The sequence below is a fragment of the Pleomorphovibrio marinus genome (assembly GCF_003347495.1).
Taxonomy (GTDB): domain Bacteria; phylum Bacteroidota; class Bacteroidia; order Cytophagales; family Cyclobacteriaceae; genus Pleomorphovibrio; species Pleomorphovibrio marinus.
Genome location: NZ_QCXY01000010.1, coordinates 168,285 through 193,868 on the forward strand (window position 1 = coordinate 168,285; position 25,584 = coordinate 193,868).

Genomic DNA, 25,584 nt, shown 5'->3' on the forward strand with positions numbered 1-25,584 from the left:
TATGGACAGATATGAGAAATTATGGCAAGAGCAACTTACGCGGAATGCTCAGGTAAAAAGCCGAAGACACTTTCTCAAGGAGTGCGCAGCAGGTTTTGGTGGAATTGCTATGGGTAGCCTTTTCTTTAGCTGCGACTCCGGAAATCCCCCAAAAGGGTTGAACCTTAGTGAGAGGGACCTGAATCCCTTATCGCCGGTCTCACCTCCTTTTTCCTCTAAAGTCCAATCAGTGATTTATTTACATATGGCGGGGGCCCCTTCCCAGTTGGAAATGTTCGATTATAAACCCGAATTACAAAAGCTCCACAACCAGGCTTGCCCTGAATCGCTGTTGCAGGGTAGGAAGTTTGCCTTTATACGGGGACAACCCAACCTGTTGGGACCTCAAGCCTCCTTTGAGCAAGTAGGTCAATCCGGAGCTTGGGTATCTGACTATCTGCCCCACTTCAAAAAGGTAGCTGATGATGTGGCATTTTTAAAAGCTGTACATACCGATCAGTTTAACCATGGGCCTGCTCAACTTTTTATGCATACCGGAAGCCCTAGGTTGGGAAGGCCTAGTTTAGGCTCATGGGTCACCTATGGCCTGGGGTCTGATAACCAGAATTTACCGGGGTTTGTGGTACTCACCTCAGGGGGGAAAACCCCGGATGCGGGTAAATCGGTTTGGGGCAGTGGTTTTTTACCTTCTGTTTACCAAGGCGTTCAGTGCAGGTCTAAGGGAGATCCCGTTCTCTATATAGATGATCCTAAGGGTATGCCCAGGGACTTAAAAAAGGAGACCATTTCCACCATCAACCGTATCAACCAAGAGGAATTTGAGGATTACGCAGACCCAGAGATTCTTGCCCGTATCAATCAGTACGAGATGGCTTACCGGATGCAGATAGAGGTACCTGAGGTGATGGACATCCAAAATGAACCTCAATATATCCATGAAATGTATGGGACTCAACCAGGTGAGGAATCTTTTGCCAACAATTGCCTTTTAGCAAGGAAATTGGTAGAAAAGGGGGTGCGTTTCGTCCAACTCTTTGACTGGGGTTGGGATGCGCATGGGACGGATAAGAGTACGGCCATAGACCTAGGAATGAAGGACAAATGTACCGAAATAGATCGCCCCATGAGTGCCTTGCTGATGGACCTAAAGCAAAGAGGATTATTGGATAACACCCTCGTGGTGTGGGGAGGTGAATTTGGGAGGACTCCCATGCAGGAAAACCGGGAGGGAAAAACCCAAAGCTTTAAAGGCAGAGACCATCACGTGGACACCTTTACCATGTGGCTGGCCGGGGGAGGCATCAAGAAAGGAGCCTCTCATGGACTCACGGATGAGATTGGCTTTTCCGGCGTGGAGGGAAAAGTGTCAGTACATGATATCCACGCCACCATCTTACACTTGTTGGGATATGATCACGAAAAATTCACCTTTGATTTCCAGGGGAGGCCCTTCAGACTTACTGACGTAGAAGGGGAATTGATCCATCCTATATTAGCTTAAATTAAACCTATTTTCAAAAAGACAATGAACCAAATAAACCGAAGAAAATTTTTGGCCCTCGGGACCCTGGTAGGAGCTGGATTATCTGTACCCTCCTTTGCAATACCCCATACATTCTCAGTGGCAGAACGAAAGTTCCGCATAAGTCTTCATCCTTTTGCCATAGGAGTTAAGTCAGACCAGAAGAAGCTACTGGAGCAGGCCGTCAACCATAGTTTTGAAGCCGTAATCCCAATTCCCGATCAGATCAAGAAAATGGATGCCACTGCCTTGGAAAGTTTATTAGGGAAAATGCAGGAAAAGGGATTGACTTGGGATGCTGCGGGACTACCTGTAGAATTCAGAAAGGACAATGCCACTTTCTTAGAAGGGATGAAAGAGTTGCCTGGCATAGCAAAAGCCTTGCAAAGTGCCAATGTAACACGGATGAATACCTGGATAATGCCTTCCCACGATGAGCTGACCTATTCCCAAAACTTTGAACAACATAAACAGCGGCTGAGGGAAGTGGCCAAAGTGCTACATGCCCATAATATACGATTGGGTCTAGAGTATGTGGGTACAAAAACCTTAAAAATCAGGAACCGCTACCCTTTTGTGGGTACCATGAAAGAAATGTTGGAATTGGTGGATGCCATTGATGTGAAGGGAGTTGGGTTACAATTGGACAGTTTTCATTGGTATTGCAGCAAAGAGACTGTGGACGACATCAAGGGGCTAAAAAACGAACAGGTAGTAACCTGTGACCTTAATGATGCCACTGCAGGCAGGTCTGTGGAAGAGCAGATAGATGGGGAGCGACAGTTGCCCGGTGACAGCGGCCTGATAGACTTAAAGGGTTTTGTTGGAGGGCTGATCGATATCGGGTATGACGGACCCGTGCGAGCGGAACCTTTCAATAGGGCCCTCAACGAAATGGAAGACGATAAGGCACTGGCCGCCACCTCCAAGGCCATGTGGCGAACTGTGAATTTGGTATAATAGAAAGATTAAACCCTTACTTTGGATGTAAATATAACGTCGTGTCTTGGTACCCTGGTCAGGAGCTGAAACTAAAGGAGTCAAGACACGACATTTGCTCTTTGTCAGAAGCCAACATATCCTCAGGAGGTTCTTTACCAAAATCCCTTAGTGCAACTAAGGCTTCAGCCCATTCTTACTTCCCCTTGGCCAGTATGGCTTCTTCGTCAAAGCCGGCTAGCAGCTCTCCATTAGGGAATTCAATTATTGGGCGCTTGATCATACTGCTTTTCTCCTGGAGCAGAGGGATTGCGGTTTTGGGGTTCTCAGTTTGGGCTTTTTCCTCCTCTGTAAGCTTCCTATATGTCATCCCTTTTCTGTTCACAACTTGGTCTAAATCCAATTTTTTCAAAAATTTTTCTAGTAGTTCCAAGCTTGGCTTTTGCTTTTTGTAATCCACAAATTCATAGGAAAAACCTTCTTTTTCAAATAGATTAATGGTTTTTTTCATGGTGTTACAATTCTTGATTCCGAAGATTTTTGAACTCATAAACCTTAATTAACTTTAATTAACGTAATAATTTTCAATTTTTGGAATAATAATTGCAATTTTAATCTTCCAAAATGAAGTTAAATTATAACGTATTAGATGTGATGTCTTATTCAAAATTATCAAAAGTTTTCTCATTCTCCATCCTTTTATCCTTTTGTTTTGCTTTTGGCGTGATGGCTCAGCAATTGCCAAACCCCCAACAACAACAAGTAAATGATGAATTCAGTGATGATGAATATGAGAAGTTTGTAAAAATCAATATGGAAATGATCCCCCTCCAAGAGCAGGCTCAACAAAAAATGATGAATGCCATCGAGGAACATGGGATAGACGTGGAAAGGTTTCAAATGCTTGCCCAAGCCCAACAATCTGGAAATATTACCGATGTATCTGAGGATCCAGAAGAAATTGCCAAGTTTAACGAGGCTGGTCAAGAAGTCATGAAAGTTCAAGAGGAAACCAATCAGGAGATGCAAAAAACTATCGCTGAAAATGACATGGATGTACAGAAGTTTCAGGAAATGTCTGTGGCTTACAATCAAAGCCCAAAGGTGAAGGAGAAAATTGATTCTATGATAGGTGATCTGGAATAAATTATTGATTCTCAGTTTTCAGTAAAAAGAAAGGCCGGTTTTACAACCGGCCTTTCTTTTTTTGCCTAGATTGATTAAAATATTTAGCTTAAAATTTCCTTCAAAGAATCCTCGTTAGCTTCAATTACATGCGCTATTTCCTTCTCCTCCAATGCGGTGGAAAGAAACAGACTTTCAAATTGGGAAGGGGCTAAATAAACTCCCCTATGCAACATAGCCTGGAAATACTTCCCAAAAAGTGCTGTATCACAGCTTTGAGCAGTAGTTAAGTCCTTCACCTTCAAATCTGTAAAAAACAAACTATACATACTCCCTAGGTGGTTGACTGTAAAAGAGAGGTTCAATTTTTTTAAGCTATCTTTTATGCCTTCCACCAGTTTTCCCCCAGTGGTCTCTAATTTACTGTAGACTTCTGGATGTTCGCTTAATTGCTTAAGCATGGCAAAACCCGCAGCCATAGCCATGGGATTCCCGGAAAGTGTCCCAGCTTGGTAGACAGGACCATCCGGAGACACATATTCCATGATTTCTTTTCTTCCTCCATATGCACCTACCGGCATTCCTCCCCCAATTATCTTCCCGAGAGTGGTCATGTCGGGTTTCACCCCCAACAATTCCTGGGCGCCGCCTGCTGAAAGTCGGAACCCGGTCATTACCTCATCAAAAATTAGCACTATGCCTTCCTCATCACATAAACCCCTTAGTCCTTCCAAAAACCCAGGTGCTGGTAACACACATCCCATGTTTCCCGCCACCGGTTCTAAAATGATGGCTGCAATTTCGTCCTTATTGGCTTCAACCAAGGATTTTACGGCACTTAAATCATTGTAGGGGGCTAACAGGGTATCCATCGCGGTACCAGTGGTAACACCAGGAGAATTGGGGGTGCCCATAGTCATGGCTCCTGAGCCTGCGGCTATCAAAAAAGAGTCTCCATGTCCATGATAGTTTCCTTCAAACTTGATGAACTTATCTCTGCCGGTGTAACCTCTTGCTACCCTAATGGCAGACATAGTAGCCTCCGTGCCGCTGTTCACCATCCTAACTTTTTCAATAGAAGGAACCATGCTGCAGATGAGTTCTGCTATTTCCACCTCTCTCGCTGTGGGGGCACCGAAGGAGGTTCCACCTGCTATAGCTTTTACCACTGCCTCACGAACATCCGGGTGATTGTGGCCCAAAATCATGGGTCCCCAGCTATTGATCAACTCAATATAGGCATTATCGTCCTCGTCATAAAGGTAGGCACCATTTGCACTTTTGATAAAAAGAGGATCCCCACCTACTGCCTTAAATGCCCTTACCGGCGAATTCACGCCTCCAGGAATAAACTGCTTTGCTTGGGAAAATAAATTTTTACTATTCTTGATATTCATTTGCATCATTCTATTACCAACACACCTTCTTCCAACCTTAAAATAGGAACATAGTTATTGGAACTGTTTTGTGTAAAATCAAACCCAAAGGTTAGCTTACCCGAAATAAAATCTGAGGATTTCAGGTTTTCCCTGAAATCAAATCCTTTTTGTACATTGATCACCTCTGTGATTAAATACACCAGCTCATAGCCAAGGTATGCATTTAACCCAGGAAAGCTTTTATACCTATCGAAAAAGTCCTCCCTAAATCTATCGATTTCTTGGTCTCCTAGACGTAGGCTGTTGTTGCTTATAAAGTGAAAATCTTGGGCTTCCATCATTTCATAACTGGCAAAATTAAAGTATAACCAACTGTCCATAACGACTACAGGTATGGAAGAGCTGGAGGATTCCACCAAGGAAAAGGTAGGTGAGGCCACGTTGGGGTCATCGGAGAAAATTACCAGTACATCTGCTTTTCTACTCCCCCCACTCTCCATCAATCCTATGCTTTCGAAAAAATCCCGCATAGCCCTGCCTTCTACCTTTTGTACGGTTGCCAGTTGATACCCCATGCTCCTTGCCTTTTCCTCGAAACTTTTGGCCAGGAGCTCATCTCTGGAGGTGCCCGAATAGGCTACAGCTATCCTGTTCTTGTCCCCAAGGTTTCTAATATATTTAACCATATTATCCGTAATGGCCTCCACCGAAGGCCTAAAAAGGTAAGAATGGCCTGTGGAGGATAAATGCTCACCAATATTGGACAAAGGGTTCACAAAAGGAATCCCCCATTTCTGGGCATATTCCGAAACGGCCTCTACCTCCTCCGGATAGATAGGACCAATGATTACATCTGCCTTTTTAAAAAAAGGATCCTGGAGAATTCCTGCTACACGATCTGGATTTCTCTCGGTATCGAATGTCTTAATTTCTAAATCCAAGTTCCTGCTCTTGGCATTTTCCAAAGCAAGGGTAATTCCCCTGTACAGTTCAAAAACAAAATTATTGGACTCGAGCCTTTTTACACCCGAGCCCCCATTATAGTTGAACGGCAAAACAATGGCAACTTCCAAGGTCTCGTTGATCTCTCTTTGAACTACCTCCTCTTCCTTTCCAGGAAGTTGGATGTCCTTAATTTTTTCAAAAACTGCCTTCTCTTGGGAAGAAAGCGAGGTTTTATCCACCAACTGTTCCCTCAAAGCCATCAACAAACCAAGGTTTTCCCCAAACTGTTCATATTGCACCATAAGAACACTGGAGGGTACCCCTTTGAGGTAGTTGAAGGATGCTCTATAGGCTTCCATTTGAAGTTCTTCGGATTCTATATTCTGGATAATTGGCAAAGCCTCATTGGGTTTGTTCTGCTCAAAATTCACCAAGGCCAACAGATATCGGGCTTCATCCATTTTCTGCCAGGTGCCTTCCTCCAATAGTTGTTTTAGGGCAGTTTTGGCAAGCTCAAACTGTCTGTTTCCCAATGCCGCTTTGGAAAAGTGGAAGGTGGCAAAAGGACTGAGCTCACCGTACCTTTGCTCATCCATATAAGGCCTAAGTAGCTCCATGGCCTCTTGATACTGTTCTCCTTCTAAAAGCCCTATCCCCTCATGGTAATTCTCCAAAGCTGACTGGGCTAGAAGAGAGTGCACACTTAACAGCAGATAAAGAAAAACCAAAGAAAAAGAAAAGGATTTCATGGGCATTATGTTTTTGAAAATCATTGCTACAACTATTATACCTTTTCATTTTTAACCGACGCGAAATTAATGGTTTTTAACCTAAATCCCACACCCAATTCAGAAAGCACCAAGAACTCTCTCCCAATGAGAGGCATTAGGCAGAGTTTTCCGAAAAATTAAAGCGATGTTTAGAAAAAAAAATTAAGGTTCTAAACCACTCAGTTTTTCACTCCCATTCTATGGTTGCAGGAGGTTTGGAACTGATGTCATAAACCACCCTGTTAACCCCTTTAATTTTGTTGATGATGTCATTGGAAATCTTCCCAAGAAACTCATAGGGAAGGTGTACCCAATCCGCAGTCATCCCATCCACAGAAGACACTGCTCTCAAGGCCACCACTCTTTCATAAGTTCTTTCATCCCCCATCACCCCTACAGACTGTATAGGCAAGAGAATTGCTCCGGCCTGCCAAACCTGGTCATAAAGACCTGACTCTCGCAAACCTTGTATGAAAATATGATCTACCTCTTGTAGAGTAGCTACCTTTTCCGGTGTGATATCGCCCAATATGCGTATGGCTAGGCCTGGCCCCGGAAAGGGATGCCTACCAATGATGTTTTCGGGGATTTCCAAGGCCCTGCCTACTTCTCTTACTCCGTCCTTAAAAAGGGTTTTCAAGGGTTCCACCACCTTTAATTTCATGAATTCCGGCAAGCCACCCACATTGTGGTGGGACTTGATAGTGGCTGAGGGGCCATTGACGGAAACCGATTCAATCACGTCCGGATAAATGGTGCCTTGTCCCAACCATCTTACGCCCTCAATTTTATGTGCCTCCTCATCAAAGACCTCTATAAAGGTCCTTCCTATGGCTTTACGTTTACCTTCGGGGTCTGAAATATCCTTTAGGGCAGTATAGAACTTTTGCTTTGCATCTACACCTATCACATTGAGCCCCATATCCTTATAGGAGATCAATACTTCCTCATATTCATTTTTACGCAATAGGCCATTGTCCACAAAAACACAAGTGAGGTTTTCACCGATTGCCCTGTCTATCAAAGTGGCGGCTACGGAGCTGTCAACCCCACCAGAAAGACCCATGACTACTTTGTCATCGCCAATGGTCTTCTTAAGTTCCTCTATAGTGGCATCGATAAATACATCCGAAGTCCAATCTTGGGAACATCCACAGATATGAACCACATAGTTTCTCAACAGGTTTTTTCCTTCGGCGCTGTGGGTAACCTCGGGGTGAAACTGTATACCGTAGGTTTGCTCCCCCTGTACCTTGTAAGCAGCTATTCTTACGGATGGCGTTCCTGCAATAATATCGAAGCCCTTCGGAAGCTCCTTGATAGTATCCCCATGGGACATCCATACCTGGGAACCATGCGTCATTTCTTTAAACAATTCCGAATGCATATCCAGGTGGCTTAGGTTGGCCCTGCCGTACTCCCGTATTTCAGAGGGGGCTACATTACCCCCATATTTTTGAGCCATGAGTTGTGCTCCGTAGCAAATTCCTAAAATTGGGATTTCACCCCTCAATCGGCCAAAATCCAAATCTGGGGAGCCTTCATCCCTTACGGAGCAAGGGCTTCCGGAAAGAATAATTCCTTTGATGTCATCGCTAAGGGTAGGGATTTTATTATAGGGGTGTATTTCACAATATACGTTAAGCTCCCTCACCCTTCGAGCAATCAGTTGGGTATATTGAGAACCAAAATCTAAGATCAAAATCTGTTCTGCCATGCGCAAATGTAAGCAGCCTTGTGGAAATCCCGAAAAAATTATGGAGTTTTCGTTTTACTCCGCAGCATCCCCATCTGCGGAATCTCCCATAAAAAGGGTTTCAAGTACCTTGGCATTAATACCCTGTTCGCACAAATGCCTTGCAAAGGAATCCGTGTATCCATGGGTGAGGAAAACTTCCCCTGCACCTGAGGCCTGTACAACCGCATTCAGGCCGGGCCAATCTGCATGGTCGGAGACCACAAAACCCACATCCGCCGCCCTTCGTCTCCTGGCACCCCTAACCTGCATCCAGCCTGAGCAAATGCCGGTTCGGTAGGGCGAAAACTTCTTCATCCAGGGTGTTCCCGCTGCAGATGGAGGAGCAATGATCAAAGCATTTCTGTAAACAGATTTTGGAAGATCCTGGCTTACCTTTTTGGCTTCTGGAAATATAAACCCATCCGAAGACAATGCTTGGTGGGTATTCCATATCGCTCCGTGTAAATAAACAGGACCTGTATTTGGGTCTAAGTGATGGTGAATACGTTGTGCCTTACCTAAAGCATAGGTAAAAAGCACAGAACACCTTCCGGCCGCTGCGTTATTGGCCCACCATACGTTGATTTTATCCATCACTTTAGCTTGGTTTTCCCACCTGTATATAGGAAGGCCAAAGGTACATTCAGAAACAAGCAGATCGCACCTCAAAGGTTCGAAAGGAGTACTTACCCCATCGGATTCTGTCTTAAAGTCCCCGGTCACTACAGCTACCTCTCCTTTGTAGCTAAACCTCACCTGAGCGGAACCAGGAATATGACCGGCAGGATGCAGGGAAACCTTAACCCCATTTACCGATATAGCTTCCCCATAGGGCAGGGTCTGCAAACGGATGTCCTGACCCAGCCTATATCTCATGATTCCTTCAGATTGATGGTGGGCTAGATAGTTTTTCATCCCCCACCTTGCATGATCGGCATGTGCATGGGTGATCACGGCTTTATCCACGGGTTTCCATGGGTCTATGTAAATGTCTGCCTGAGGGCAGTAAAGTCCATGGTCATGCAGTTCTAAAAGCGCCATTGAACATCGGGAGTTTATTTTTCCAAACTTTCCCTGCCGGGTTTAGCATAGCTCAATCGTGCCAACTTCTTACCCAGGTGGTATTCATCAAGGCCGGACACGGTGACTGTACCCAAGGAGTTTAGATCTATAAACCCATCCTCCCCCAAGGCCTCTTCTTTCACCCACACCTGCTGAACCGCACCAATAATCATTACCGTCCCATTAATTTTCAGGGTTTGGCTATCCGCCAGATGACAGGCAATTTTCAAGGGACTAAGTTTGACAAAAGGGGCAAAAAAATCCTGAAGGTACTCTTCCTCCAAACCTGTGGCCTCAAACTCGGACTTTTCCCATCTTGCGCTACTATGGTGGGCCTCTTTATAAAAATCTTCCGTGACATGATTGAGGGTGAATTTTTCGGTAGCCAAAATATTCTCCAAGGTGTGTCGCTGTACCGTATGCGGCCTAAATAATATGCCCACGAGGGGAGGCGAGGCCCCAATATGAAAAACCTGGGAAAAAGGAGCCAAGTTCGTAGTACCCTCCGTGGATTTGGTACCTATAAGGTTTAAGCTTTTGTAGCCTGAAAGGCAGTTTACAAAATCCCTTCTAAAGGATTGCTCTGCATGCATCAAAGACTCTAGATCAAAGGCTTTATACATGAATGGCATCCTCCAAAGTGTCACAATATTTGATATCGAGTTTGTCCACGATGTTGCTGGGATTATTTGCCATGATCTGTTCCTTGGCAATCATCACCATTTTTTCGAACCACTTCTCATCCGGAAGGATTTTCCTGTGAATGGACAGCCCATATTGTAACATTTCCTTTTTCCAAACCAAAAAATACCATTCCATGCTAGGTTGGTGAAATGCCCTTAAGGCTCTCTTGTCGAATATGAATTTCTGTATTTTGCCCTTTTTTATGATCTCGGAAATCTTATCAAAGGTCAACTTGAAGTCCTCAATGGGCACATAATCTGCTAAAAGTACGCAGATGACAATCCCATCTTCGTGGTTTACAAAAACTTTAGCATACCTTTCCTCAAAAGATAAGTCAAAGTTATCTAATGCTGACTTATTTAAGGTTTCTTTCATTTGGATTACCAATTTAATCATCGAAAGAAACAATTACTTGCCCTATCAATGAAGCTTATTTAACTTACGTTAACGTACAAAATCATATACGTCATTTAATGAAATGAGTTTCTTCTATTTTTCTTTTGCTCCTCCACCTCCTGTTTGAAGTGTTCCATATCCTCTTCCAGTTTGATGGCATAGTTGATGGTTGTCTTCATAAGTTCCTGCTGAGAGGCAATCTGCTCCTTAAGTCTGCACAATTCCCTGTTCATTTCACCCAATTTATCTTCATAGGCTTTTCTCAGCTTCTCCTTCTCAAGCTGGGCCTTCTTTAATTCAGCCTTAAAAATTAAATACGATTCAGGTGGAGTCTTCATGTTATTTCTCTTGTTCCAAAGGATGCGTAACCCTTGACCGAATTCACGTTTCACTAAAATTACTTATCTCAAGGCGGATAAACCGCCATCTACCTTAATTATTTGCCCTGTGACCCAAGAGGAATCGTCAGAAAGAAGATAATAAGCAGCAGATGCTATGTCATCTGTGTTCCCATATCGGGAAAGGGGATGCCTTTTTTTGGCGCCTTCCTTTTTGTCCTCACTAGAAAGTAACGTATTGGCCAGAGGTGTATCCGTCAAAGATGGGGCCACAGCATTAACCCTGATCCCATTGGCGGCCCACTCTGCAGCCAAGGACCTTGTAAGTCCCTCCAATGCGCCCTTTGCGCTGGCAATGGAGGAGTGAAAACCCAGCCCTGTCTGTACGGCTACAGTACTGAACAAAACCACTGAGGCAGAACCAGCTTTTTTCAAAGACTTCAAGGATGCCTGTAGCGTCTTTACTGCGCCCAACACGTTAATTTCAAAATCAGTCCTGAAATCCTCCACGCTGAAACGGTGGAAAGGCTTAAGGTTTATCGTTCCGGGGCAATATACCAATCCATCTATTTTTTCAGGTAAACTATCGATTCCCCCAAAATCTGTCGTGACATCGAGTTGGTGAGTCTTCTCCTGAGATCGGGAATAGGTACTAACCTCAGCACCTGAAGCCTCAAGTTTATCCTTCAAGGTCTCCCCAATTCCACTATTTCCACCGATAATCACAATTTTTTTATCCCTCATAGTAATGTCAATTTACCTATTATAATGAAATTGAAAAGAAATTGTTTATTCGGACCAACTGCAATAAAAAAGCCAGAGTTTCCTCCAGCTTTTCATACTATATTTTAGGCAGTTTATGTATTTATCCAATAACTTCCTGTAAACCTCAATAAATTTACATTATTTTTTTAGACTAATGTATTTCATGAACTCATTTCTGGTTTGGTCTTCTTTTTCAAACTTGCCACTGTAAAAAGAGGTGACCGTACTCGAATTGACATCTTGAATTCCCCTAGAGGAAACGCACATGTGATAAGCGTCCACAATTATCGCCACATTTTCAGTGCCCAGAATCTCTTTGAGCTCATTTCCTATCTGCATGGTCAGCCTTTCCTGAACTTGTGGCCTTTTGGCAAAGTACTGAACTATCCTATTGATTTTAGATAACCCGATCACATTTCCCTCGGAAATATACGCTACATGAACCTTTCCATAAATAGGTACAAAATGATGCTCGCAGTGTGAAAAAAAGGTAATGTCCTTTTCCACAAGCATCTCATTGTACTTGTATTTGTTCTCAAAAAGTTTGACAGCGGGTTTGTTTTTTGGGTCGAGTCCACTGAATACCTCTTTGATAAACATCTTTGCCACTCTTCTTGGGGTGCCCCGAAGACTGTCATCTGTCAGGTCTAGCCCTAATACATGCATGATTTCTTTGAAATGTTTCTCTATTAACTCCATTTTCAAATCATCATCCATTTCAAAGGCGTCTTCCCTTAGGGGTGTCTCATGAGAAGTACCCACGTGGGCATCTCCCATTTCTTCGATGGCATCACTGAAATCAATTCCCGTCGTATTCAACAAAGTTTCTTTCTGTTTCATATAGTCGAATCATTAAGTCGTATTCCTTATCTATTTTTTCCCTTAAAATATTCCAAATAACCACAGCAATGTTTTCTGCAGTTGGGTTGAGTTGTTTGAATTCATTAGTGTCTAGGTTTAGATTTTTATGATCAAATTTGTCTGTGACGTGTTGTTTTACGATGTCCTTGAGCAACTTCATGTCAAAAACATATCCAGTGTCAGGATCTATAGGACCCACTACCTTTACTTCCAGGTCATAGTTATGGCCATGAAAATTGGGGTTGTTGCATTTACCGAATACCTCATTGTTCTTCTCCTCACTCCATGCAGGGTTATGTAATCTGTGCGCTGCATTGAAATGCGCTTTCCTATATACGGCAACTTTCATCTGTTTATAATTTCTTTTAAGCGGTCAGATGGAATGCCCAGAAAAATCACCCCCCTGTGTGAGAATTCTTTTTCATGGGCATTTCATGTGTTTATATTTTTTTTTAGCGGTCACATAGCCTGCCCTTGCCTGCCCCGAACTCGTTTCGGGGAGCTTGCTTCGATCATCCCCTCGTATGTCGCTCGCGTCATGCCCTGACTGCCGTCAGGACAGGCTCGATTTCATGTGTTTTAAACAGCGTTTTAAATTTTTTGTTTAATACAAATAGAAATTAATTAAACAAATTTATTTTGGGCTTACCTTCCCAGAAGGATTTTCCTTATTATCAGATAATTACCCAAAACCCGAAATGTAATAAACAGTATTGCAACAAAACACAGTACCGTATAGGTTCGCCATCTGTAATCCAAAAACGAATAATTAAATAAATTTACATTTGAACATGGAAATAATTGCTTATTTTTCAAGGCTTCTTTATTCAAAACGTGAAAGTTACAGCAATTGATCCTATTATGAACAGATTTTTAGTTTTACTGGTATTATTCATTATAGCACCTTTTTTTTCCTCACATGTATTCCTACAAAAGGGCAGCACGGAGGAAGGTGGATTGGAAATATATCCGGAAAGCCTGGAAGGTAAATCCAGTTTTCTAACTTCCCGAATATGGGACAAACTAGACAAATCAAATTCCATACCCAAAAAGGAAGCCTTGGAAAAAGCTATTTTGGGCTATCTAAAGGTATTGGATACCCATGAGATTGACAAGGACAAACCGCTCACATTGATAGACTTTTCTCTACCCTCCACACAGGAAAGGTTGTGGATTTTTGATATTAACAAAACGGAATTGCTTTATCAAACCTATGTGTCCCACGGAAAAAACTCCGGAAACAGGTGGGCAAGGCAATTTTCCAATACCCACTCCAGCTACATGAGCAGTTTGGGTTTTTATATCACCGCAGAAACTTATGAAGGAAAACATGGCTACAGCCTTAAACTGGACGGTATAGAACCTGGCTTCAACGATCAAGCAAGACCAAGAGCCATTGTGATCCATGGTGCCGAATATGTGGAAGAGAGCTTCATTCAGACCTATGGAAGATTAGGCAGAAGCCTTGGCTGCCCGGCCTTACCGCCCGATCTGACCCAACCCATCATAGACCTTATCAAGGATAAAAGCTGCTTGTTTATCTATGCGGAAGACCAGGAATACCTTTCCAACTCCCCAATCCTCAGCCAAAGCTAATTTTAATGGGTTGACTGAGCGCCTTAAAGAGATCTTCATCCCTACTGTAAATGTCCTGCCGGAACATAGCCACTCCTTCAGAGTCCGTCCAGAACGTCAAGTACAACAAAACCACGGGTATTGGTCTTTTCAACATCACCGTTTGCTCCTTTCCGCCAAACATGGAAGACCTGATCCTGTCTTGAGTCCATAAAGGCTGGTCTGCCAATAAAAAGGTGGCGAGCTCCAGCGGTTTTTGGATCCTCACGCAACCTGAGCTTAAGGCCCTGTCCTCCCGCATAAACAGCTCCCTGGAGGGGGTGTCATGGATATAGACGTTGTATTTGTTGGGAAACATGAACTTGACCCAGCCCAAGGAATTACTGGGACCTGGGTCCTGCCTGACCATGTAGGGGAAATTGCTGGCACTTATACTGTTCCAATCCACATTAGCCGGGCTAACTTCCTGCCCACTATAGGTCAGTAAGCGCATGTTTTTTGCCTTCAAGTACCCCGGGTCTTTTTTAACGGCAGGGATCACATCGTTTCTGAGAATAGTGGGTGGGACTGTCCAGGTAGGGCTAAACACCAAATAAGTCATCGCAGCATTAAATACAGGTGTCTTTCGGTAGGATTTCCCTACAATCGCCTTGGAATGTAAGAGGGTATCCCCCTTTCTAATGTAATCCATGGAGTAATTTGCGATATTCACCAGGATAAATTCCGACAAGGTGGTATCTGGAAGCCACCTCAGCCTCTCCATATTTACAGTTGCCTGTCGGATTAGGTCATTAGGGGATTTGTTAAGTGCCCGAAGTGTGGCTTGCCCGATTACCCCATCTGGTTGTAAGCCGTTTTTGGTTTGAAAATCCTTAAGTTGTTCCAATAGGGTAGAATCGTAATTGACCCCATCCGTAACCCTTTCCTCATCTGCATCGGATCCTTCCCAATAGGCTACTCTTTCCCTAATGGCTGGAATTAGGGCATGGCTTTCATTGGGCTTTATGGCAGTGGAAAGGGAAAGTTGTGGCCATTGATTGGGCATTTCGGCAAGCATTTCATAAAGCTCCATAAGGCTGGTACGCATCCTCCCATACATCGTGAAGCCTGGCCAAAGCGATTCTAATTGAACACGAATACTAGTTTCTTCCAAGCCAAGCTCCAACTTCCTTAAAATATCCTTATTGGGTTGCTTTTTCTGAATTTCCCAGCCCGTTTTACTGTGTTCAGGATCGATCTTGCCCACGTTAAGATGTGTTCCATACGTAATAAAGGCGTCTGTGAGAAGAATATCCAGGGCGGCCAATTCCAAAGAACTCAATGTCTCTCCTTCTCTTTTTGCCTCCTCCACCTGTGCCACCAGTTGATCAATTACTTCTACATGATAATCAGATGGCGTCAACCCGTCAAATTTGCTCTGATGGAGATGGTATTTCATCTCATAGGCCTTACAACTTAACTCGTAAAGAGAGGACCAAGCAGGCTTGAAATTCCTTTGGGCATAAAATTGCAAACCAGTATTTGGGTGGTATAGCCTCCTTTCACCAATCATCCAGGAAGACTCCATGGCATGGCTTTCGTATAGGTTTCGAATTTCAAAAGTTACCCCGTCATCTAGTTTCACCTCTTGGGCTAATAGGGAATGGCAGTGGAAAAAGAGTGTAATTCCAGTAAAAAACGAAATTTTTGACAAATACTTGTTCAGGCGGTTCATAGGATTATTATTGGCTTTTCAGTGGTCATAACTTGCCCAGTACCAAAGGTCGGGATAGGATCACGCATGAATATTATCGTCCTTCCGGGTGAAGTTTTTTTCAGGCTAGATTTCATTTCCAAACATTTTTACTCCAACTCAAAGTTTTCATATTTATTACCTAGGCTCCAACTCTCATAAAGCATATTTATAAAGGATTCCATGTTATGCAGAGGTACCATATTGGGGCCATCGCTCAATGCCTGAGAGGGATTAGGGTGTGTTTCCACGAAAAAACCATCCACCCCTGCAGCTCCTGCTGCCCTGGCCAAATAAGGAGCAAATTCCCTTTGCCCACCACTGCTTCCACCTTGAGCACCAGGTTGCTGTATGGAATGGGTCACGTCAAATACCACAGGGGCAAATTGCCTCATCTGAGGGAGTGCACGCATATCTACCACCAAATTGTGGTATCCCAGTGAGAAACCCCGCTCAGTAAGGCAAACATTGTCATTTCCCACTGCCCTTACCTTATCAACGGCAAATCGCATATCCTCAGGAGCCATAAATTGTCCTCTTTTGATTTTTACCGCTTTGCCGGTTTCCGCTGCTGCTACCAATAGATCAGTCTGCCTACAAAGAAATGCAGGTATCTGCAATACATCTATCACCTCAGCCGCTTCCTTGACCTGGGAGCGCTCATGAACATCCGTAAGCAGCGGAACCTTGTACCTATCCTTTACTGCCTGTAACACCTGCAGGGCTTTATCCATACCTAAACCCCTATACGAACCGGCCGAAGTACGGTTGGCCTTGTCGAAACTTCCTTTAAAAACATAGTGGAACCCATATTGGGTAGCCCATTCACTGACCCTTTCTGCAACTTCCAAACACAATTCCATGCTTTCCACTGCACAAGGACCCGCAAACAAAACTGGTTTTTCCCCACCCAAAAGGATTTTTGGGTCTATCTGCATGCCGAAATTCGATTTCTTCATTGTGATGTGTTTTTGGTCACTGTCAGTTGCTTTCAATTTCAACCCTCCTTTAGCTGACCGTTTTTTATTTCATTTACCAAACCCGGCAAAATCCCCTTGGCACTCAAAATCAAATCTGCAAGCTCCCGAAATGCACCTTCCCCGCCTTTGGCAACAGTTGTGTAGTCCACATTTTCCTTCACGTAGCTAAGGGCATCACTGGGAGCCGCTGAAAAGCCCACCTGGCTTAGCAGTTCTAAATCAATCAAGTCATCCCCTATATAAGCACATTCTTTCATGCTCAGCCCCTGCTGAGCTATCCAATCTTTTATCCTTGCCAATTTATCCCTTACTCCGTGAAAATGAAAGTTAAATCCCATTTGTTCGCACCTTTTTTTGGATACAGAAACATCCCTTCCTGAAATGGCCACAGTAAGAATAAGGGATCTTTTCAGGTACCTAATGATTTGCCCGTCTTTCACCTGGAACCTTTTGTACTCCATCCCCTGGTCATCCAGAATGATACCCCCGTCTGTAAGTACACCGTCAATGTCCGTTATGACTGCTTTGACAAGGTTGGCTTTTTGATGGATTAGGTTGTTCATCTCGGCCATATTACCTCTTTTTCTTCCAATGGATAGAATATAAGTCCAGCCTCCTTTGTTCTAGGTTTCGCACACTACCTGCCTTGCGAAGTTTGGTGAGCAAGTCCAAATCCACGTCCGCCACAATGGTGGTTTCCGTGTTTAGGGAGGCTTCCGCCACAGTGGCATCATGAGGAAAAGAAAAATCCGAAGGGGAATAAATGGCAGCCTGAGAATGCTGGATGTCCATATTTTCAACTTTTGGCAAATTTCCTACAGACCCGGTAATAGCCACATAGCATTCGTTCTCAATCGCTCTTGCCTTGGCACAGGTGCTCACTCTTAGGAAGGCATTTTTGGTGTCGGTCCAGAATGGGACAAACAAAATGTCCATTTCCTGTTCAGCCAATATCCGACCCAACTCCGGGAACTCAACATCGTAACAGATCAAAATGCCGATACGCCCTGCATCCGTATCAAAAACCCTGATGCCATTCCCTCCTTGCAGTCCCCAATAAGCCTGCTCATCCGGGGTGATATGTAGTTTGTACTGTTTGTCCATGGTACCGTCCCTTCGGCAGAGGTAGCTGACATTCCTTAGTTTTTTGCCATCATATTCAGGCATGCTTCCCGCAATGATGTTCACGTTGTAACTCAGGGCAAGGTCCCTCATCCGGTCCAGAATCTCCTCGGTAAACTCCGAAAGGTTCCGAATGGCCTCCGAGGCTTCCATATCGTTGAATTCGGCCAATAAAGGGGCATTGAAAAACTCAGGAAACAAGCAAAAATCCGATTTGTAGTTGGAAATTGTATCCACAAAAAATTCCACCTGCTGCATAAGGTCATCCACATTGGCAAATCTCCTCATTTTCCACTGCACCAAGCCAAGCCTCACAATGGTCTTTTGGTTACCTATAAGCTTTTCGTCCTTCTCATAATAAATATTGATCCATTCCAGCAGGGTGGCATAGGCCCTGGAGTCCACGTCTTCCGGTAGGTATTTGGTGATGACCTTTCGTACGTGAAATTCGTTGGCCAACTGAAAAGAAAGAACCGGATCGAAAATCTCCTTGTTTTTTACCAGTTCTATGTATTTCCTTGGGGTCATCTGGTCTGCATACTTGTTGTACCCCGGAATCCGTCCCCCTGCTATTATTGACCGGAGGTTCAAATTCTCACAAAGCTCTTTTCTGGCATCATAAAGTCGTCTGCCCAACCTGAGTCCTCGGTATTCCTTATCCACGAAAACATCTGTGCCATACAGCGTGTCCCCGTTGTCATCATGGGTATCGAATTTTCCGAATCCAGTAATTTGATCATAGGTATGGGTATCCCCATATTTAGAGTAATCCACGATAAGGCTCATGGCCACTGCCACCACCTTGCCATTGTCCTCTATACAAATTTGGCCTGCCGGAAAAGCCTTGATTTGGTTCTTAAATTCATCCTTGGTCCAACCCATCCCCTGATTTCTGTAGATACTTGTCATGATATCCTTGATATCCTCAAAGTCGGACAATTTAATGTTCCTTAGCTTTAGCCTGTGCTCCAGCTCTTCTTTCTGCTTGCTCATGCAACAAAATTAATTAAATCTATTCTTTTTAAAATGTATGTGAATTTTATGCAATCATTGTTTAAACAGGGACTAGGCACAACAATCATGCAGAGTTTTATTTTTTACGGCAAAACAGCCATGGCAACCTCACCTTCATAAATCAGCTCATTGATCAGCATTTTACGGAAAACCAAGTCCGAAAAGAACCTGGAGCCCCGTTGAAGCACCAATAAGCTTTCAGGGTTTGCCGCCATCAAGGCCTTAGTTTGGGTTTTCACGTCCATTTCCCTTACAATTTCTGTTTTGGTAGCGAATGAACCCTTGAATTTTTCGGAAATTTGAGCCAAATTTTGAACTGTTTTCTCAGTATCATCGGAGGATTTGAGTACTGAAAAAAAGACCAAGCTGTTGATTTGGTTTCCGTAATAAGCAATAAGTTTTTCCAGCTGTTCGGTATTCAGGTCAAACTGGGGATGAATGCCCACCAGAAGTTTATTGGGTAGAGAACGCTTTGCTTCTTTCGGTAAAGCGAGAATTTTGCAGGAAAGCTGCTGGATGGCAGTCAACACATTGCTGCCCAAAAAAATTTGCTTCAAAACACCAGTACCCTTAACGCCCATCATCAAAAAATGGTCATAGGGCTCTTCCATCAACTTTTCCAAGGTGGAATGAAGATGCTCATCGCTCACTATATATTTGGTAACAGATTCAGGCAAATTTGCCTCCCTGGCCATTACCTTAAGCTTGGCCAGATTTTCTGCATTTGTACGTTTTGCTATATCCTTTCGGATTTCAGCGTCCGCGAGGGAGGGTGCCATCACAGTGCTTTGATGCACCAACAGGATGCTGGCATCACTCAGGCTGGCCAATCCTTGGGCATATTCCAACAGTTTAATGGCGTATTCCGAAAAATCCAGGGCGATAATCAGTCTTCTCTTCATAATATTAGTTGCTCTGAGGCTTTGGGGTAATTTCTAAAATGTTATAAACTTCCTGTATGCCGTTATAGGAATCCGAGAGTACAATCAATATATCCCCTGGGACAATTTCCGTGGTTCCACTTGGGGTAATGTATTTTTCACCCCTCTGGATCATGGCTATAATTGCAGTCTTGGGAAAATTAAGATCCACTATTCGTTTGCCAACTATTCGGCTTTTCATGTCAATGGTAATCTCTCGCATCACAGTTCTGGGGTGTTCTTCCAGAAACATATCCGTGGGTTTTAGGATCATCAAAATGAATCTTTCCAATTCCATCCGATCCTGCCAACATACCAATACCCAAAAAGAAAATCAAGGTGGGAACGCCGAATTTATAGGTAGTCTTGCCTACTAAAATACTAATAATAAGAAGGGTTGAACCTACTAGTAGGATATTCTCAGTCGTCAGTTCCATCTATTCTTTTATAAATTCCTTAATCTTTCAAAAATTTGGTGGTAAATTCTATCCAAATTTACCATATTTTAGCCTAGCAAAACAAAACAAAGTAACCCGAATTCACCATGGAAGAACTTTACCAAGATATTAAAGACGGAAATTTCGGTGGGTTTCTACAACAATTGAATGAACTTTTGCAGGTGGTCATCATAAAAGTTGGGGATTCCAAGTTGACGCTGGGGGTGCTAATCTGGTTGGCCATTTCGATTACTATTATCCTCGTTTTATCGGAATTGATAAAGAAGGTGTTGGTGAATAGGGTTCTGGCAAGGTATAGGTTGGATATTGGTATCAGACAGTCTATTGGCACCATTGTCAAATACGTGCTGATAATCCTTGGATTACTCACCATCCTACAGAACACTAATGTAGACTTAAGTGCTCTGGGAATTTTGGCCGGTGCAGTGGGTGTGGGTATCGGCTTTGGTTTGCAGAATATCACCAACAACTTCATCAGCGGGCTAATCATTCTTTTCGAGCGCCCTATTAAGGTGGGGGACCGCATAGAAGTAAACAACGTAAACGGGGATGTAATAAAGATCTCCGCCCGTTCCACCATGGTGGTCACCAATGACAATATCACTATCATCGTGCCGAATAGCCAATTTATTGACAGCTCGGTGACCAACTGGTCACACCAAGACAGAAACATCAGGTTTAACATTCCCGTAGGTGTTTCCTACAAAGAGGACCCCGAAAAAGTAAAGGCCATTCTGATTGAGGTGGCAAAATCGAACAAAGGGGTAATGAAGAGCCCTCCACCCGACGTGCTCTTTTCAAGTTACAACGACAGCAGTATTGACTTTAATTTGCGGGTTTGGACCACCGAGTTTATCAATAGGCCAAATGTCCTCAAAAGCCAGTTGTACTATGAAACATTCAAACGCTTTGCAGAGGCAGGTATAGAGATCCCTTTCCCACAACGGGACATCCATATTCGTTCTGGATGGGATAAAATAAAGCCGTCCTAATTTTTTATATTTGCCCATTATTCCCTTATATTTAGGGCGTTAATTTTAATGTAGCATGTTTTTTTTTATAAAGTTGATTTTTAAAAAGTTGACGGTAGACTGGAAGATTGCGGGGTTGGTGCTATTTTTTATACTGACCTATCACATTACCATGGCTCAGAGTCATTATAGGGCCAGATTTGAGGAGCCTTGGTCCTTTTCATTGCAAGCAGGCCCATCTCAATATTTTGGAGATCTCTATTCTCTGTGGAAATATTACGAAGGTGTGCAACCAGATTTTAATGCGGGATTCTCCGCCAGATATACTTTTGGGACAAATTTAAAGGCACGTACGGATATCAGTTTTTACCAAATTTCCGGTCAAGACACAAAGGCCGACCCAAGAAGTGGCCGGATCCCACGGGATGTCAATTTCAGGGCCCGCAATTGGGAGGCTGCATTTTTGGTGGAGTACTACTTAAAACCAGTGAAAGTCTACAATATCACTAGGGAGTTTTTCAACCCCTATATTTTTGCCGGGGTTGGCGCCAGCACAAACGACCCCTATGCCAATTATAGAGGGGATTGGGTGGCCTTGCGACCCCTTCGCACAGAAAACGAGGCCTACCCAGGGGTAGTCATGGTGTTTCCTATGGGAATGGGAGTCAAATACAAGGCCAACGTGTACATGGATGTGTTTCTGGAAGGCAATTACAGATTTACCCTTACCGATTACCTGGATGATGTAAGTTCTTTCAACATGTCCGGTTTCTATGAAGACCTTATCGCCGACTATGTTTCCGGGGAAAACCCGGACAGGCTTAGGCTTTCCGTAAGGCAGGCTAGGTACCTATTAGAAAATGGAGAACCGGACGTAGAAAGGATCAGAAGATCTGGAGGCGCACCAAGAAGGGGAAGTGGGGATCCCAGGCAAAATGAACCCGGTGCCAGGTACGATGGCTACTTTACCCTTAACTTCGGCGTTGAGATTTACTTTGCGCAGGATATCTGGGACAACTGGATTTTTAGAAAAAGAAGAAGAGGATACAGGTGGTGGTAATACCCATATTCTCTTAAGCCTTTCCCGGATGGCTCGCTTGTAAGATAATCCCCAGATCATTATGAAATTGGCAACCAATTGCGGATATTTTTTTTTACTTTTGGAACCATTTTCCATAAAATCTTACAAAAAGCAAAATGTCAGCATACAATTTTCAAGAGGTAGAAAAAAAATGGCAAGCCAAATGGGAAAGCCAGGGGCTTTTTACTGCCAGGGTAAACCCTAATAAGCCAAAATTTTACTCCTTGGACATGTTTCCCTATCCTTCGGGGGCAGGGTTGCACGTAGGGCACCCACTTGGATATATCGCCTCGGATATTGTAACCCGTTATAAAAGGCTGAAGGGATTTAATGTGCTTCATCCCATGGGTTATGATTCCTTTGGGCTCCCCGCAGAGCAATTTGCCATTCAAACGGGGCAGCATCCTGCTATTACCACGGAAGAAAACATCAAAAGGTACACGGAGCAGTTGAAACGTATAGGTTTTGCTTTTGATTGGGACAAAGAAGTCAGGACCTCTGACCCCTCCTATTACAAATGGACCCAATGGATTTTTATGCAACTCTTCGACAGCTACTATGACTACAAAGCTGATAAAGCAAAACCCATTGCTGAGCTATTGGAAATTTTTGAGAAAAGTGGAAACATAGGTCTTTCTGCCGCTTGTGACGAGGATGTGGAGGAATTTACTTCGGAAGATTGGAAAGGCTATTCCGAGCATAAAAGGCAAGAAGTCCTTTTGAAATATCGTCTTACCTACCTGGCTGAGACCACCGTAAACTGGTGCCCTGCACTGGGAACCGTACTCTCCAATGACGAGGTAAAAGACGGCTTTTCCGAAAGGGGTGGCCACCCTGTGGAGCGAAAAAAAATGATGCAATGGAACATGCGCATCACCGCCTATGCCGAACGCCTTCTCAATGACTTGGAAAAGGTGGAGTGGCCGGAACCTGTCAAGGAAATGCAACGGAACTGGATAGGGCGTTCCACAGGTGCCGAAATGGTGTTTCAGGTGGAGCAACACGACCTTACCATCAAAGTTTTTACTACGCGGATAGACACCATATATGGAGTAACTTATTTAGCCTTGGCCCCCGAGCATGAATTTGTGGAAAAGCTGGTCACTGCAGATCAAAAAGAGGAAGTGGCAGCCTATGTGGCTTCAGCAAAGAACCGATCGGAAAGGGACCGAATGAGTGACGTGAAAACCATATCCGGCGCTTTTACCGGTGCCTATGCCCTTAACCCCTTTAATAATGAGCGCATCCCTATTTGGGTGGCTGACTATGTACTGGCAGGCTATGGTACAGGTGCGGTGATGGCAGTCCCCGCCCACGATGAGCGGGACTATAATTTCGCCCAGCATTTTGGCTTGGAAATCCGTCAGGTTATCGAGGGAAGTATGGAGGAAGGCAGTTTCCCCGGAAAACACGGCACCATCATGAATTCCGGGTTTATCAGTGGCATGCCTATGCAGGAAGCCATGGATAAAGCCATCGCATTTTTGGAAGAAAAGAAAATCGGGAAGGGAAAGATACAATATAAGATGAGGGATGCCATCTTCACCCGACAAAGGTATTGGGGAGAGCCACTGCCGGTTTATTTTAAAGAGGGACTTCCGTATTTGATCAAGGAAGAGGACTTGCCTTTGGTTTTGCCGGAGGTGGACAAGTACCTACCCACCGAGGAGGGGGAGCCTCCGTTAGGTAGGGCTGAGGACTGGACCTACAAGACCGGGGAGGGCGAGTTTCCTTTGGAACTATCCACCATGCCGGGTTGGGCAGGGTCAAGCTGGTATTTTTTCCGCTATATGGATTCCAAAAACGAAGACCGATTGGTAAGTCAGGAGGCCGAAAAATATTGGGGCCAGGTAGATCTCTACATAGGGGGTGCAGAGCACGCCACCGGACACTTGCTATATTCCAGGTTTTGGACCAAGTTTCTGTATGACAGGGGCTTTGTTTCCATAGAAGAGCCATTTGGGAAAATGATCAACCAAGGAATGATACAGGGGAGGTCTAATTTTGTCTACCGAAAAAAAGGCAGCAACACTTTCGTGAGTGCAGGGATAAAAAGCCAGTACGACACCATCCCCATGCATGTGGATGTGAACATTGTGCAAAATGACCGACTGGATTTGGAGGCCTTCAAGAAATGGAGGCCAGACCTATCCGATGCGGAATTTATCCTGGAGGAGGGCAAATACCTCTGCGGGGCAGAGGTGGAAAAAATGTCCAAATCCAAATACAATGTGGTGAACCCCGATGACATCATCGAAAGATACGGAGCAGACACCCTGAGGCTTTACGAGATGTTCCTAGGTCCTTTGGAGCAATTTAAGCCATGGAACACCAACGGCATAGATGGGGTATCCAAGTTTCTCAAAAAACTCTGGCGCCTGTTTTATGATGGGCAAGAAAAGTGGTGCGTAAAGGAGGACGAGCCCAGCAAGGAGGAACTCAAAACCTTACATAAGGCCATCAAAAAAGTGGAGGAGGACGTAGAGCGTTATTCTTTCAACACTTCTGTCTCCACGTTTATGATATGCGTAAATGAGCTTTCTGCCTTTAAATGCCACAAGAGGGCTATTTTGGAGCCATTATTGGTGATTTTGTCCCCCTATGCCCCGCACATTGCCGAGGAGCTTTGGGAAAAACTCGGACACAGCTCATCCATACTATCAGCATCCTATCCCGAGTCCAGGGAAGAATTTCTCGCCGAAGAATCCCATGAGTATCCGGTATCCGTAAACGGAAAAATGCGGGCAAAGGTAAGCCTGCCCCTGGACCTGTCCAAAGAAGAAATACAGGAGCGTGCACTGGCTGATGCAGGGCTGCAGAAGTGGATAGCAGGCAAGACCCCCAAGAAGGTGATCGTGGTACCCGGAAAGATCGTAAATATTGTGGTGTAATGGTAAACCGCATCATCATAGCATTTGCCAGTATCCTCAGCAGTGGGGTACTGGCTTATGCCCATTTGATGCTCTATTGGCAAATCCAATCTGGAAACATCCAGCCCACTGAAGAAATAGCCCATATCCAATCCAGCCTTCCTGTGCTGGAAAGAGGCCAGCTCCTCACATTTGGGTTGCTATTTTTCGGTCTATGCTGTGCCAGCTTGGTTCTTACTTTCCTGAAAAAACACAAGACTACCTTTGCCTGCTTTGTGGTAACGATGCTCTTGATATGGGTAAGGATGTGGGCTGGAATTTAATTTAAATCACCCAT

General features: G+C 44.1%; 26 protein-coding genes. 8 read left to right on the forward strand and 18 right to left on the reverse strand.

Going from position 1 to position 25,584, the window contains the following annotated elements; all coding sequences use genetic code 11:
• The first annotated feature begins 1 nt into the window (after window position 1).
• Entirely contained in the window at window positions 2-1,501 is a 1,500-nt protein-coding gene (locus DB520_RS20980) for a DUF1501 domain-containing protein (protein WP_114751737.1), read from the forward strand.
• Between the two features lie 24 nt (window positions 1,502-1,525).
• A complete protein-coding gene (locus tag DB520_RS20985; RefSeq protein WP_232835080.1) occupies window positions 1,526-2,482 on the forward strand; it encodes a sugar phosphate isomerase/epimerase family protein in 957 nt (318 codons plus the stop codon).
• Window positions 2,483-2,657: 175 nt separating this feature from the next.
• Here the strand turns inward: DB520_RS20985 and DB520_RS20990 are convergent, their stop codons facing one another.
• Entirely contained in the window at window positions 2,658-3,011 is a 354-nt protein-coding gene (locus tag DB520_RS20990) for a Spx/MgsR family RNA polymerase-binding regulatory protein (RefSeq protein ID WP_114751738.1), read from the reverse strand.
• 74 nt (window positions 3,012-3,085) lie between these two features.
• Here DB520_RS20990 and DB520_RS20995 point away from each other — a divergent pair, with 74 nt between their 5' ends.
• Window positions 3,086-3,607: a DUF4168 domain-containing protein gene (locus tag DB520_RS20995; protein ID WP_232835082.1), complete on the forward strand. Its 522-nt coding sequence runs from the start codon at window positions 3,086-3,088 to the stop codon at window positions 3,605-3,607.
• An 83-nt stretch (window positions 3,608-3,690) separates the two neighbouring features.
• Here DB520_RS20995 and hemL read toward each other — a convergent pair whose 3' ends face one another.
• From hemL to DB520_RS21045, 10 genes are all read right to left on the reverse strand, one after another.
• Complete coding sequence (hemL, locus tag DB520_RS21000; protein WP_114751836.1) at window positions 3,691-4,983, reverse strand: glutamate-1-semialdehyde 2,1-aminomutase; 1,293 nt, start codon at window positions 4,981-4,983, stop codon at window positions 3,691-3,693.
• Window positions 4,984-4,988: 5 nt separating this feature from the next.
• A complete protein-coding gene (locus DB520_RS21005; protein ID WP_157972181.1) occupies window positions 4,989-6,659 on the reverse strand; it encodes an ABC transporter substrate-binding protein in 1,671 nt (556 codons plus the stop codon).
• 208 nt (window positions 6,660-6,867) lie between these two features.
• A complete protein-coding gene (gene guaA / locus DB520_RS21010) occupies window positions 6,868-8,397 on the reverse strand; it encodes a glutamine-hydrolyzing GMP synthase (protein ID WP_114751740.1) in 1,530 nt (509 codons plus the stop codon).
• A gap of 54 nt (window positions 8,398-8,451) precedes the next feature.
• Complete coding sequence (locus DB520_RS21015; RefSeq protein WP_114751741.1) at window positions 8,452-9,459, reverse strand: ligase-associated DNA damage response exonuclease; 1,008 nt, start codon at window positions 9,457-9,459, stop codon at window positions 8,452-8,454.
• 14 nt (window positions 9,460-9,473) lie between these two features.
• The gene (locus DB520_RS21020; RefSeq protein WP_114751742.1) at window positions 9,474-10,103 is read right to left on the reverse strand and encodes a flavin reductase family protein; all 630 of its coding nucleotides are present in this window, start codon (window positions 10,101-10,103) and stop codon (window positions 9,474-9,476) included.
• On the reverse strand, window positions 10,096-10,539 hold the full coding sequence (locus DB520_RS21025; RefSeq protein WP_114751837.1) for a hypothetical protein: 444 nt from the start codon (window positions 10,537-10,539) through the stop codon (window positions 10,096-10,098). Before DB520_RS21025 ends, DB520_RS21020 begins: the two co-directional genes overlap by 8 nt.
• Window positions 10,540-10,634: 95 nt before the next feature.
• Window positions 10,635-10,898: a hypothetical protein gene (locus DB520_RS21030; RefSeq protein ID WP_114751743.1), complete on the reverse strand. Its 264-nt coding sequence runs from the start codon at window positions 10,896-10,898 to the stop codon at window positions 10,635-10,637.
• Window positions 10,899-10,961: 63 nt separating this feature from the next.
• A complete protein-coding gene (locus DB520_RS21035; RefSeq protein ID WP_114751744.1) occupies window positions 10,962-11,642 on the reverse strand; it encodes an SDR family NAD(P)-dependent oxidoreductase in 681 nt (226 codons plus the stop codon).
• A gap of 159 nt (window positions 11,643-11,801) precedes the next feature.
• Entirely contained in the window at window positions 11,802-12,503 is a 702-nt protein-coding gene (gene folE / locus DB520_RS21040) for a GTP cyclohydrolase I FolE (protein WP_114751745.1), read from the reverse strand.
• Window positions 12,463-12,873 (reverse strand): 6-pyruvoyl trahydropterin synthase family protein, encoded by a 411-nt coding sequence (locus DB520_RS21045; protein WP_114751746.1) that lies wholly within the window; start codon window positions 12,871-12,873, stop codon window positions 12,463-12,465. The genes folE and DB520_RS21045 overlap by 41 nt, the downstream gene beginning before the upstream one ends.
• Before the next feature lie 512 nt (window positions 12,874-13,385).
• Between DB520_RS21045 and DB520_RS21050 the strand changes: the two genes are divergently transcribed.
• Complete coding sequence (locus tag DB520_RS21050) at window positions 13,386-14,120, forward strand: murein L,D-transpeptidase catalytic domain family protein (protein ID WP_114751838.1); 735 nt, start codon at window positions 13,386-13,388, stop codon at window positions 14,118-14,120.
• On the opposite strand, the gene DB520_RS21055 is transcribed toward DB520_RS21050, so the two are convergent.
• From DB520_RS21055 to DB520_RS27305, 7 genes are all read right to left on the reverse strand, one after another.
• On the reverse strand, window positions 14,107-15,813 hold the full coding sequence (locus DB520_RS21055) for a L,D-transpeptidase family protein (RefSeq protein ID WP_114751747.1): 1,707 nt from the start codon (window positions 15,811-15,813) through the stop codon (window positions 14,107-14,109). The two genes, DB520_RS21050 and DB520_RS21055, sit on opposite strands and share 14 nt — an antisense overlap.
• 128 nt (window positions 15,814-15,941) lie before the next feature.
• Window positions 15,942-16,790, reverse strand: a complete 849-nt coding sequence (kdsA, locus tag DB520_RS21060; protein ID WP_114751748.1) for a 3-deoxy-8-phosphooctulonate synthase — start codon at window positions 16,788-16,790, stop codon at window positions 15,942-15,944.
• 38 nt (window positions 16,791-16,828) lie between these two features.
• Window positions 16,829-17,374 carry a KdsC family phosphatase gene (locus DB520_RS21065; protein WP_232835083.1) on the reverse strand — a complete coding sequence of 182 codons (546 nt, stop codon included), beginning with the start codon at window positions 17,372-17,374 and terminating at the stop codon, window positions 16,829-16,831.
• A gap of 10 nt (window positions 17,375-17,384) precedes the next feature.
• On the reverse strand, window positions 17,385-18,926 hold the full coding sequence (locus tag DB520_RS21070; protein ID WP_114751750.1) for a bifunctional GNAT family N-acetyltransferase/carbon-nitrogen hydrolase family protein: 1,542 nt from the start codon (window positions 18,924-18,926) through the stop codon (window positions 17,385-17,387).
• Window positions 18,927-19,030: 104 nt separating this feature from the next.
• The gene (locus DB520_RS21075; RefSeq protein ID WP_114751751.1) at window positions 19,031-19,849 is read right to left on the reverse strand and encodes a universal stress protein; all 819 of its coding nucleotides are present in this window, start codon (window positions 19,847-19,849) and stop codon (window positions 19,031-19,033) included.
• Between the two features lie 4 nt (window positions 19,850-19,853).
• Window positions 19,854-20,120, reverse strand: a complete 267-nt coding sequence (locus tag DB520_RS21080) for a TrkA C-terminal domain-containing protein (protein WP_232835084.1) — start codon at window positions 20,118-20,120, stop codon at window positions 19,854-19,856.
• The gene (locus DB520_RS27305; protein WP_232835085.1) at window positions 20,071-20,304 is read right to left on the reverse strand and encodes a hypothetical protein; all 234 of its coding nucleotides are present in this window, start codon (window positions 20,302-20,304) and stop codon (window positions 20,071-20,073) included. The genes DB520_RS21080 and DB520_RS27305 overlap by 50 nt, the downstream gene beginning before the upstream one ends.
• Window positions 20,305-20,411: 107 nt before the next feature.
• Between DB520_RS27305 and DB520_RS21090 the strand changes: the two genes are divergently transcribed.
• The 4 genes from DB520_RS21090 to DB520_RS21105 all read left to right on the forward strand — a co-directional run bounded on the left by DB520_RS21090 (window position 20,412) and on the right by DB520_RS21105 (window position 25,570).
• Complete coding sequence (locus DB520_RS21090) at window positions 20,412-21,317, forward strand: mechanosensitive ion channel family protein (protein ID WP_114751753.1); 906 nt, start codon at window positions 20,412-20,414, stop codon at window positions 21,315-21,317.
• A 55-nt stretch (window positions 21,318-21,372) separates the two neighbouring features.
• A complete protein-coding gene (locus DB520_RS21095) occupies window positions 21,373-22,356 on the forward strand; it encodes a hypothetical protein (protein ID WP_394340951.1) in 984 nt (327 codons plus the stop codon).
• A 137-nt stretch (window positions 22,357-22,493) separates the two neighbouring features.
• Window positions 22,494-25,268, forward strand: a complete 2,775-nt coding sequence (gene leuS, locus DB520_RS21100) for a leucine--tRNA ligase (RefSeq protein WP_114751754.1) — start codon at window positions 22,494-22,496, stop codon at window positions 25,266-25,268.
• On the forward strand, window positions 25,268-25,570 hold the full coding sequence (locus DB520_RS21105) for a hypothetical protein (RefSeq protein WP_114751755.1): 303 nt from the start codon (window positions 25,268-25,270) through the stop codon (window positions 25,568-25,570). The genes leuS and DB520_RS21105 overlap by 1 nt, the downstream gene beginning before the upstream one ends.
• Window positions 25,571-25,584: the final 14 nt, after the last annotated feature.

Bases quoted from the DNA above. Each gene is read 5' to 3' on its own strand.
- DB520_RS20980 (WP_114751737.1), top strand. From the start codon at position 2: ATGGACAGATATGAGAAATTATGGCAAGAGCAACTTACGCGGAATGCT.
- DB520_RS20985 (WP_232835080.1), top strand. From the start codon at position 1,526: ATGAACCAAATAAACCGAAGAAAATTTTTGGCCCTCGGGACCCTGGTA.
- DB520_RS20990 (WP_114751738.1), bottom strand. From the start codon at position 3,011: ATGAGTTCAAAAATCTTCGGAATCAAGAATTGTAACACCATGAAAAAA.
- DB520_RS20995 (WP_232835082.1), top strand. From the start codon at position 3,086: ATGAAGTTAAATTATAACGTATTAGATGTGATGTCTTATTCAAAATTA.
- hemL (WP_114751836.1), bottom strand. From the start codon at position 4,983: ATGAATATCAAGAATAGTAAAAATTTATTTTCCCAAGCAAAGCAGTTT.
- DB520_RS21005 (WP_157972181.1), bottom strand. From the start codon at position 6,659: ATGAAATCCTTTTCTTTTTCTTTGGTTTTTCTTTATCTGCTGTTAAGT.
- guaA (WP_114751740.1), bottom strand. From the start codon at position 8,397: ATGGCAGAACAGATTTTGATCTTAGATTTTGGTTCTCAATATACCCAA.
- DB520_RS21015 (WP_114751741.1), bottom strand. From the start codon at position 9,459: ATGGCGCTTTTAGAACTGCATGACCATGGACTTTACTGCCCTCAGGCA.
- DB520_RS21020 (WP_114751742.1), bottom strand. From the start codon at position 10,103: ATGTATAAAGCCTTTGATCTAGAGTCTTTGATGCATGCAGAGCAATCC.
- DB520_RS21025 (WP_114751837.1), bottom strand. From the start codon at position 10,539: ATGAAAGAAACCTTAAATAAGTCAGCATTAGATAACTTTGACTTATCT.
- DB520_RS21030 (WP_114751743.1), bottom strand. From the start codon at position 10,898: ATGAAGACTCCACCTGAATCGTATTTAATTTTTAAGGCTGAATTAAAG.
- DB520_RS21035 (WP_114751744.1), bottom strand. From the start codon at position 11,642: ATGAGGGATAAAAAAATTGTGATTATCGGTGGAAATAGTGGAATTGGG.
- folE (WP_114751745.1), bottom strand. From the start codon at position 12,503: ATGAAACAGAAAGAAACTTTGTTGAATACGACGGGAATTGATTTCAGT.
- DB520_RS21045 (WP_114751746.1), bottom strand. From the start codon at position 12,873: ATGAAAGTTGCCGTATATAGGAAAGCGCATTTCAATGCAGCGCACAGA.
- DB520_RS21050 (WP_114751838.1), top strand. From the start codon at position 13,386: ATGAACAGATTTTTAGTTTTACTGGTATTATTCATTATAGCACCTTTT.
- DB520_RS21055 (WP_114751747.1), bottom strand. From the start codon at position 15,813: ATGAACCGCCTGAACAAGTATTTGTCAAAAATTTCGTTTTTTACTGGA.
- kdsA (WP_114751748.1), bottom strand. From the start codon at position 16,790: ATGAAGAAATCGAATTTCGGCATGCAGATAGACCCAAAAATCCTTTTG.
- DB520_RS21065 (WP_232835083.1), bottom strand. From the start codon at position 17,374: ATGAACAACCTAATCCATCAAAAAGCCAACCTTGTCAAAGCAGTCATA.
- DB520_RS21070 (WP_114751750.1), bottom strand. From the start codon at position 18,926: ATGAGCAAGCAGAAAGAAGAGCTGGAGCACAGGCTAAAGCTAAGGAAC.
- DB520_RS21075 (WP_114751751.1), bottom strand. From the start codon at position 19,849: ATGAAGAGAAGACTGATTATCGCCCTGGATTTTTCGGAATACGCCATT.
- DB520_RS21080 (WP_232835084.1), bottom strand. From the start codon at position 20,120: ATGTTTCTGGAAGAACACCCCAGAACTGTGATGCGAGAGATTACCATT.
- DB520_RS27305 (WP_232835085.1), bottom strand. From the start codon at position 20,304: ATGGAACTGACGACTGAGAATATCCTACTAGTAGGTTCAACCCTTCTT.
- DB520_RS21090 (WP_114751753.1), top strand. From the start codon at position 20,412: ATGGAAGAACTTTACCAAGATATTAAAGACGGAAATTTCGGTGGGTTT.
- DB520_RS21095 (WP_394340951.1), top strand. From the start codon at position 21,373: ATGTTTTTTTTTATAAAGTTGATTTTTAAAAAGTTGACGGTAGACTGG.
- leuS (WP_114751754.1), top strand. From the start codon at position 22,494: ATGTCAGCATACAATTTTCAAGAGGTAGAAAAAAAATGGCAAGCCAAA.
- DB520_RS21105 (WP_114751755.1), top strand. From the start codon at position 25,268: ATGGTAAACCGCATCATCATAGCATTTGCCAGTATCCTCAGCAGTGGG.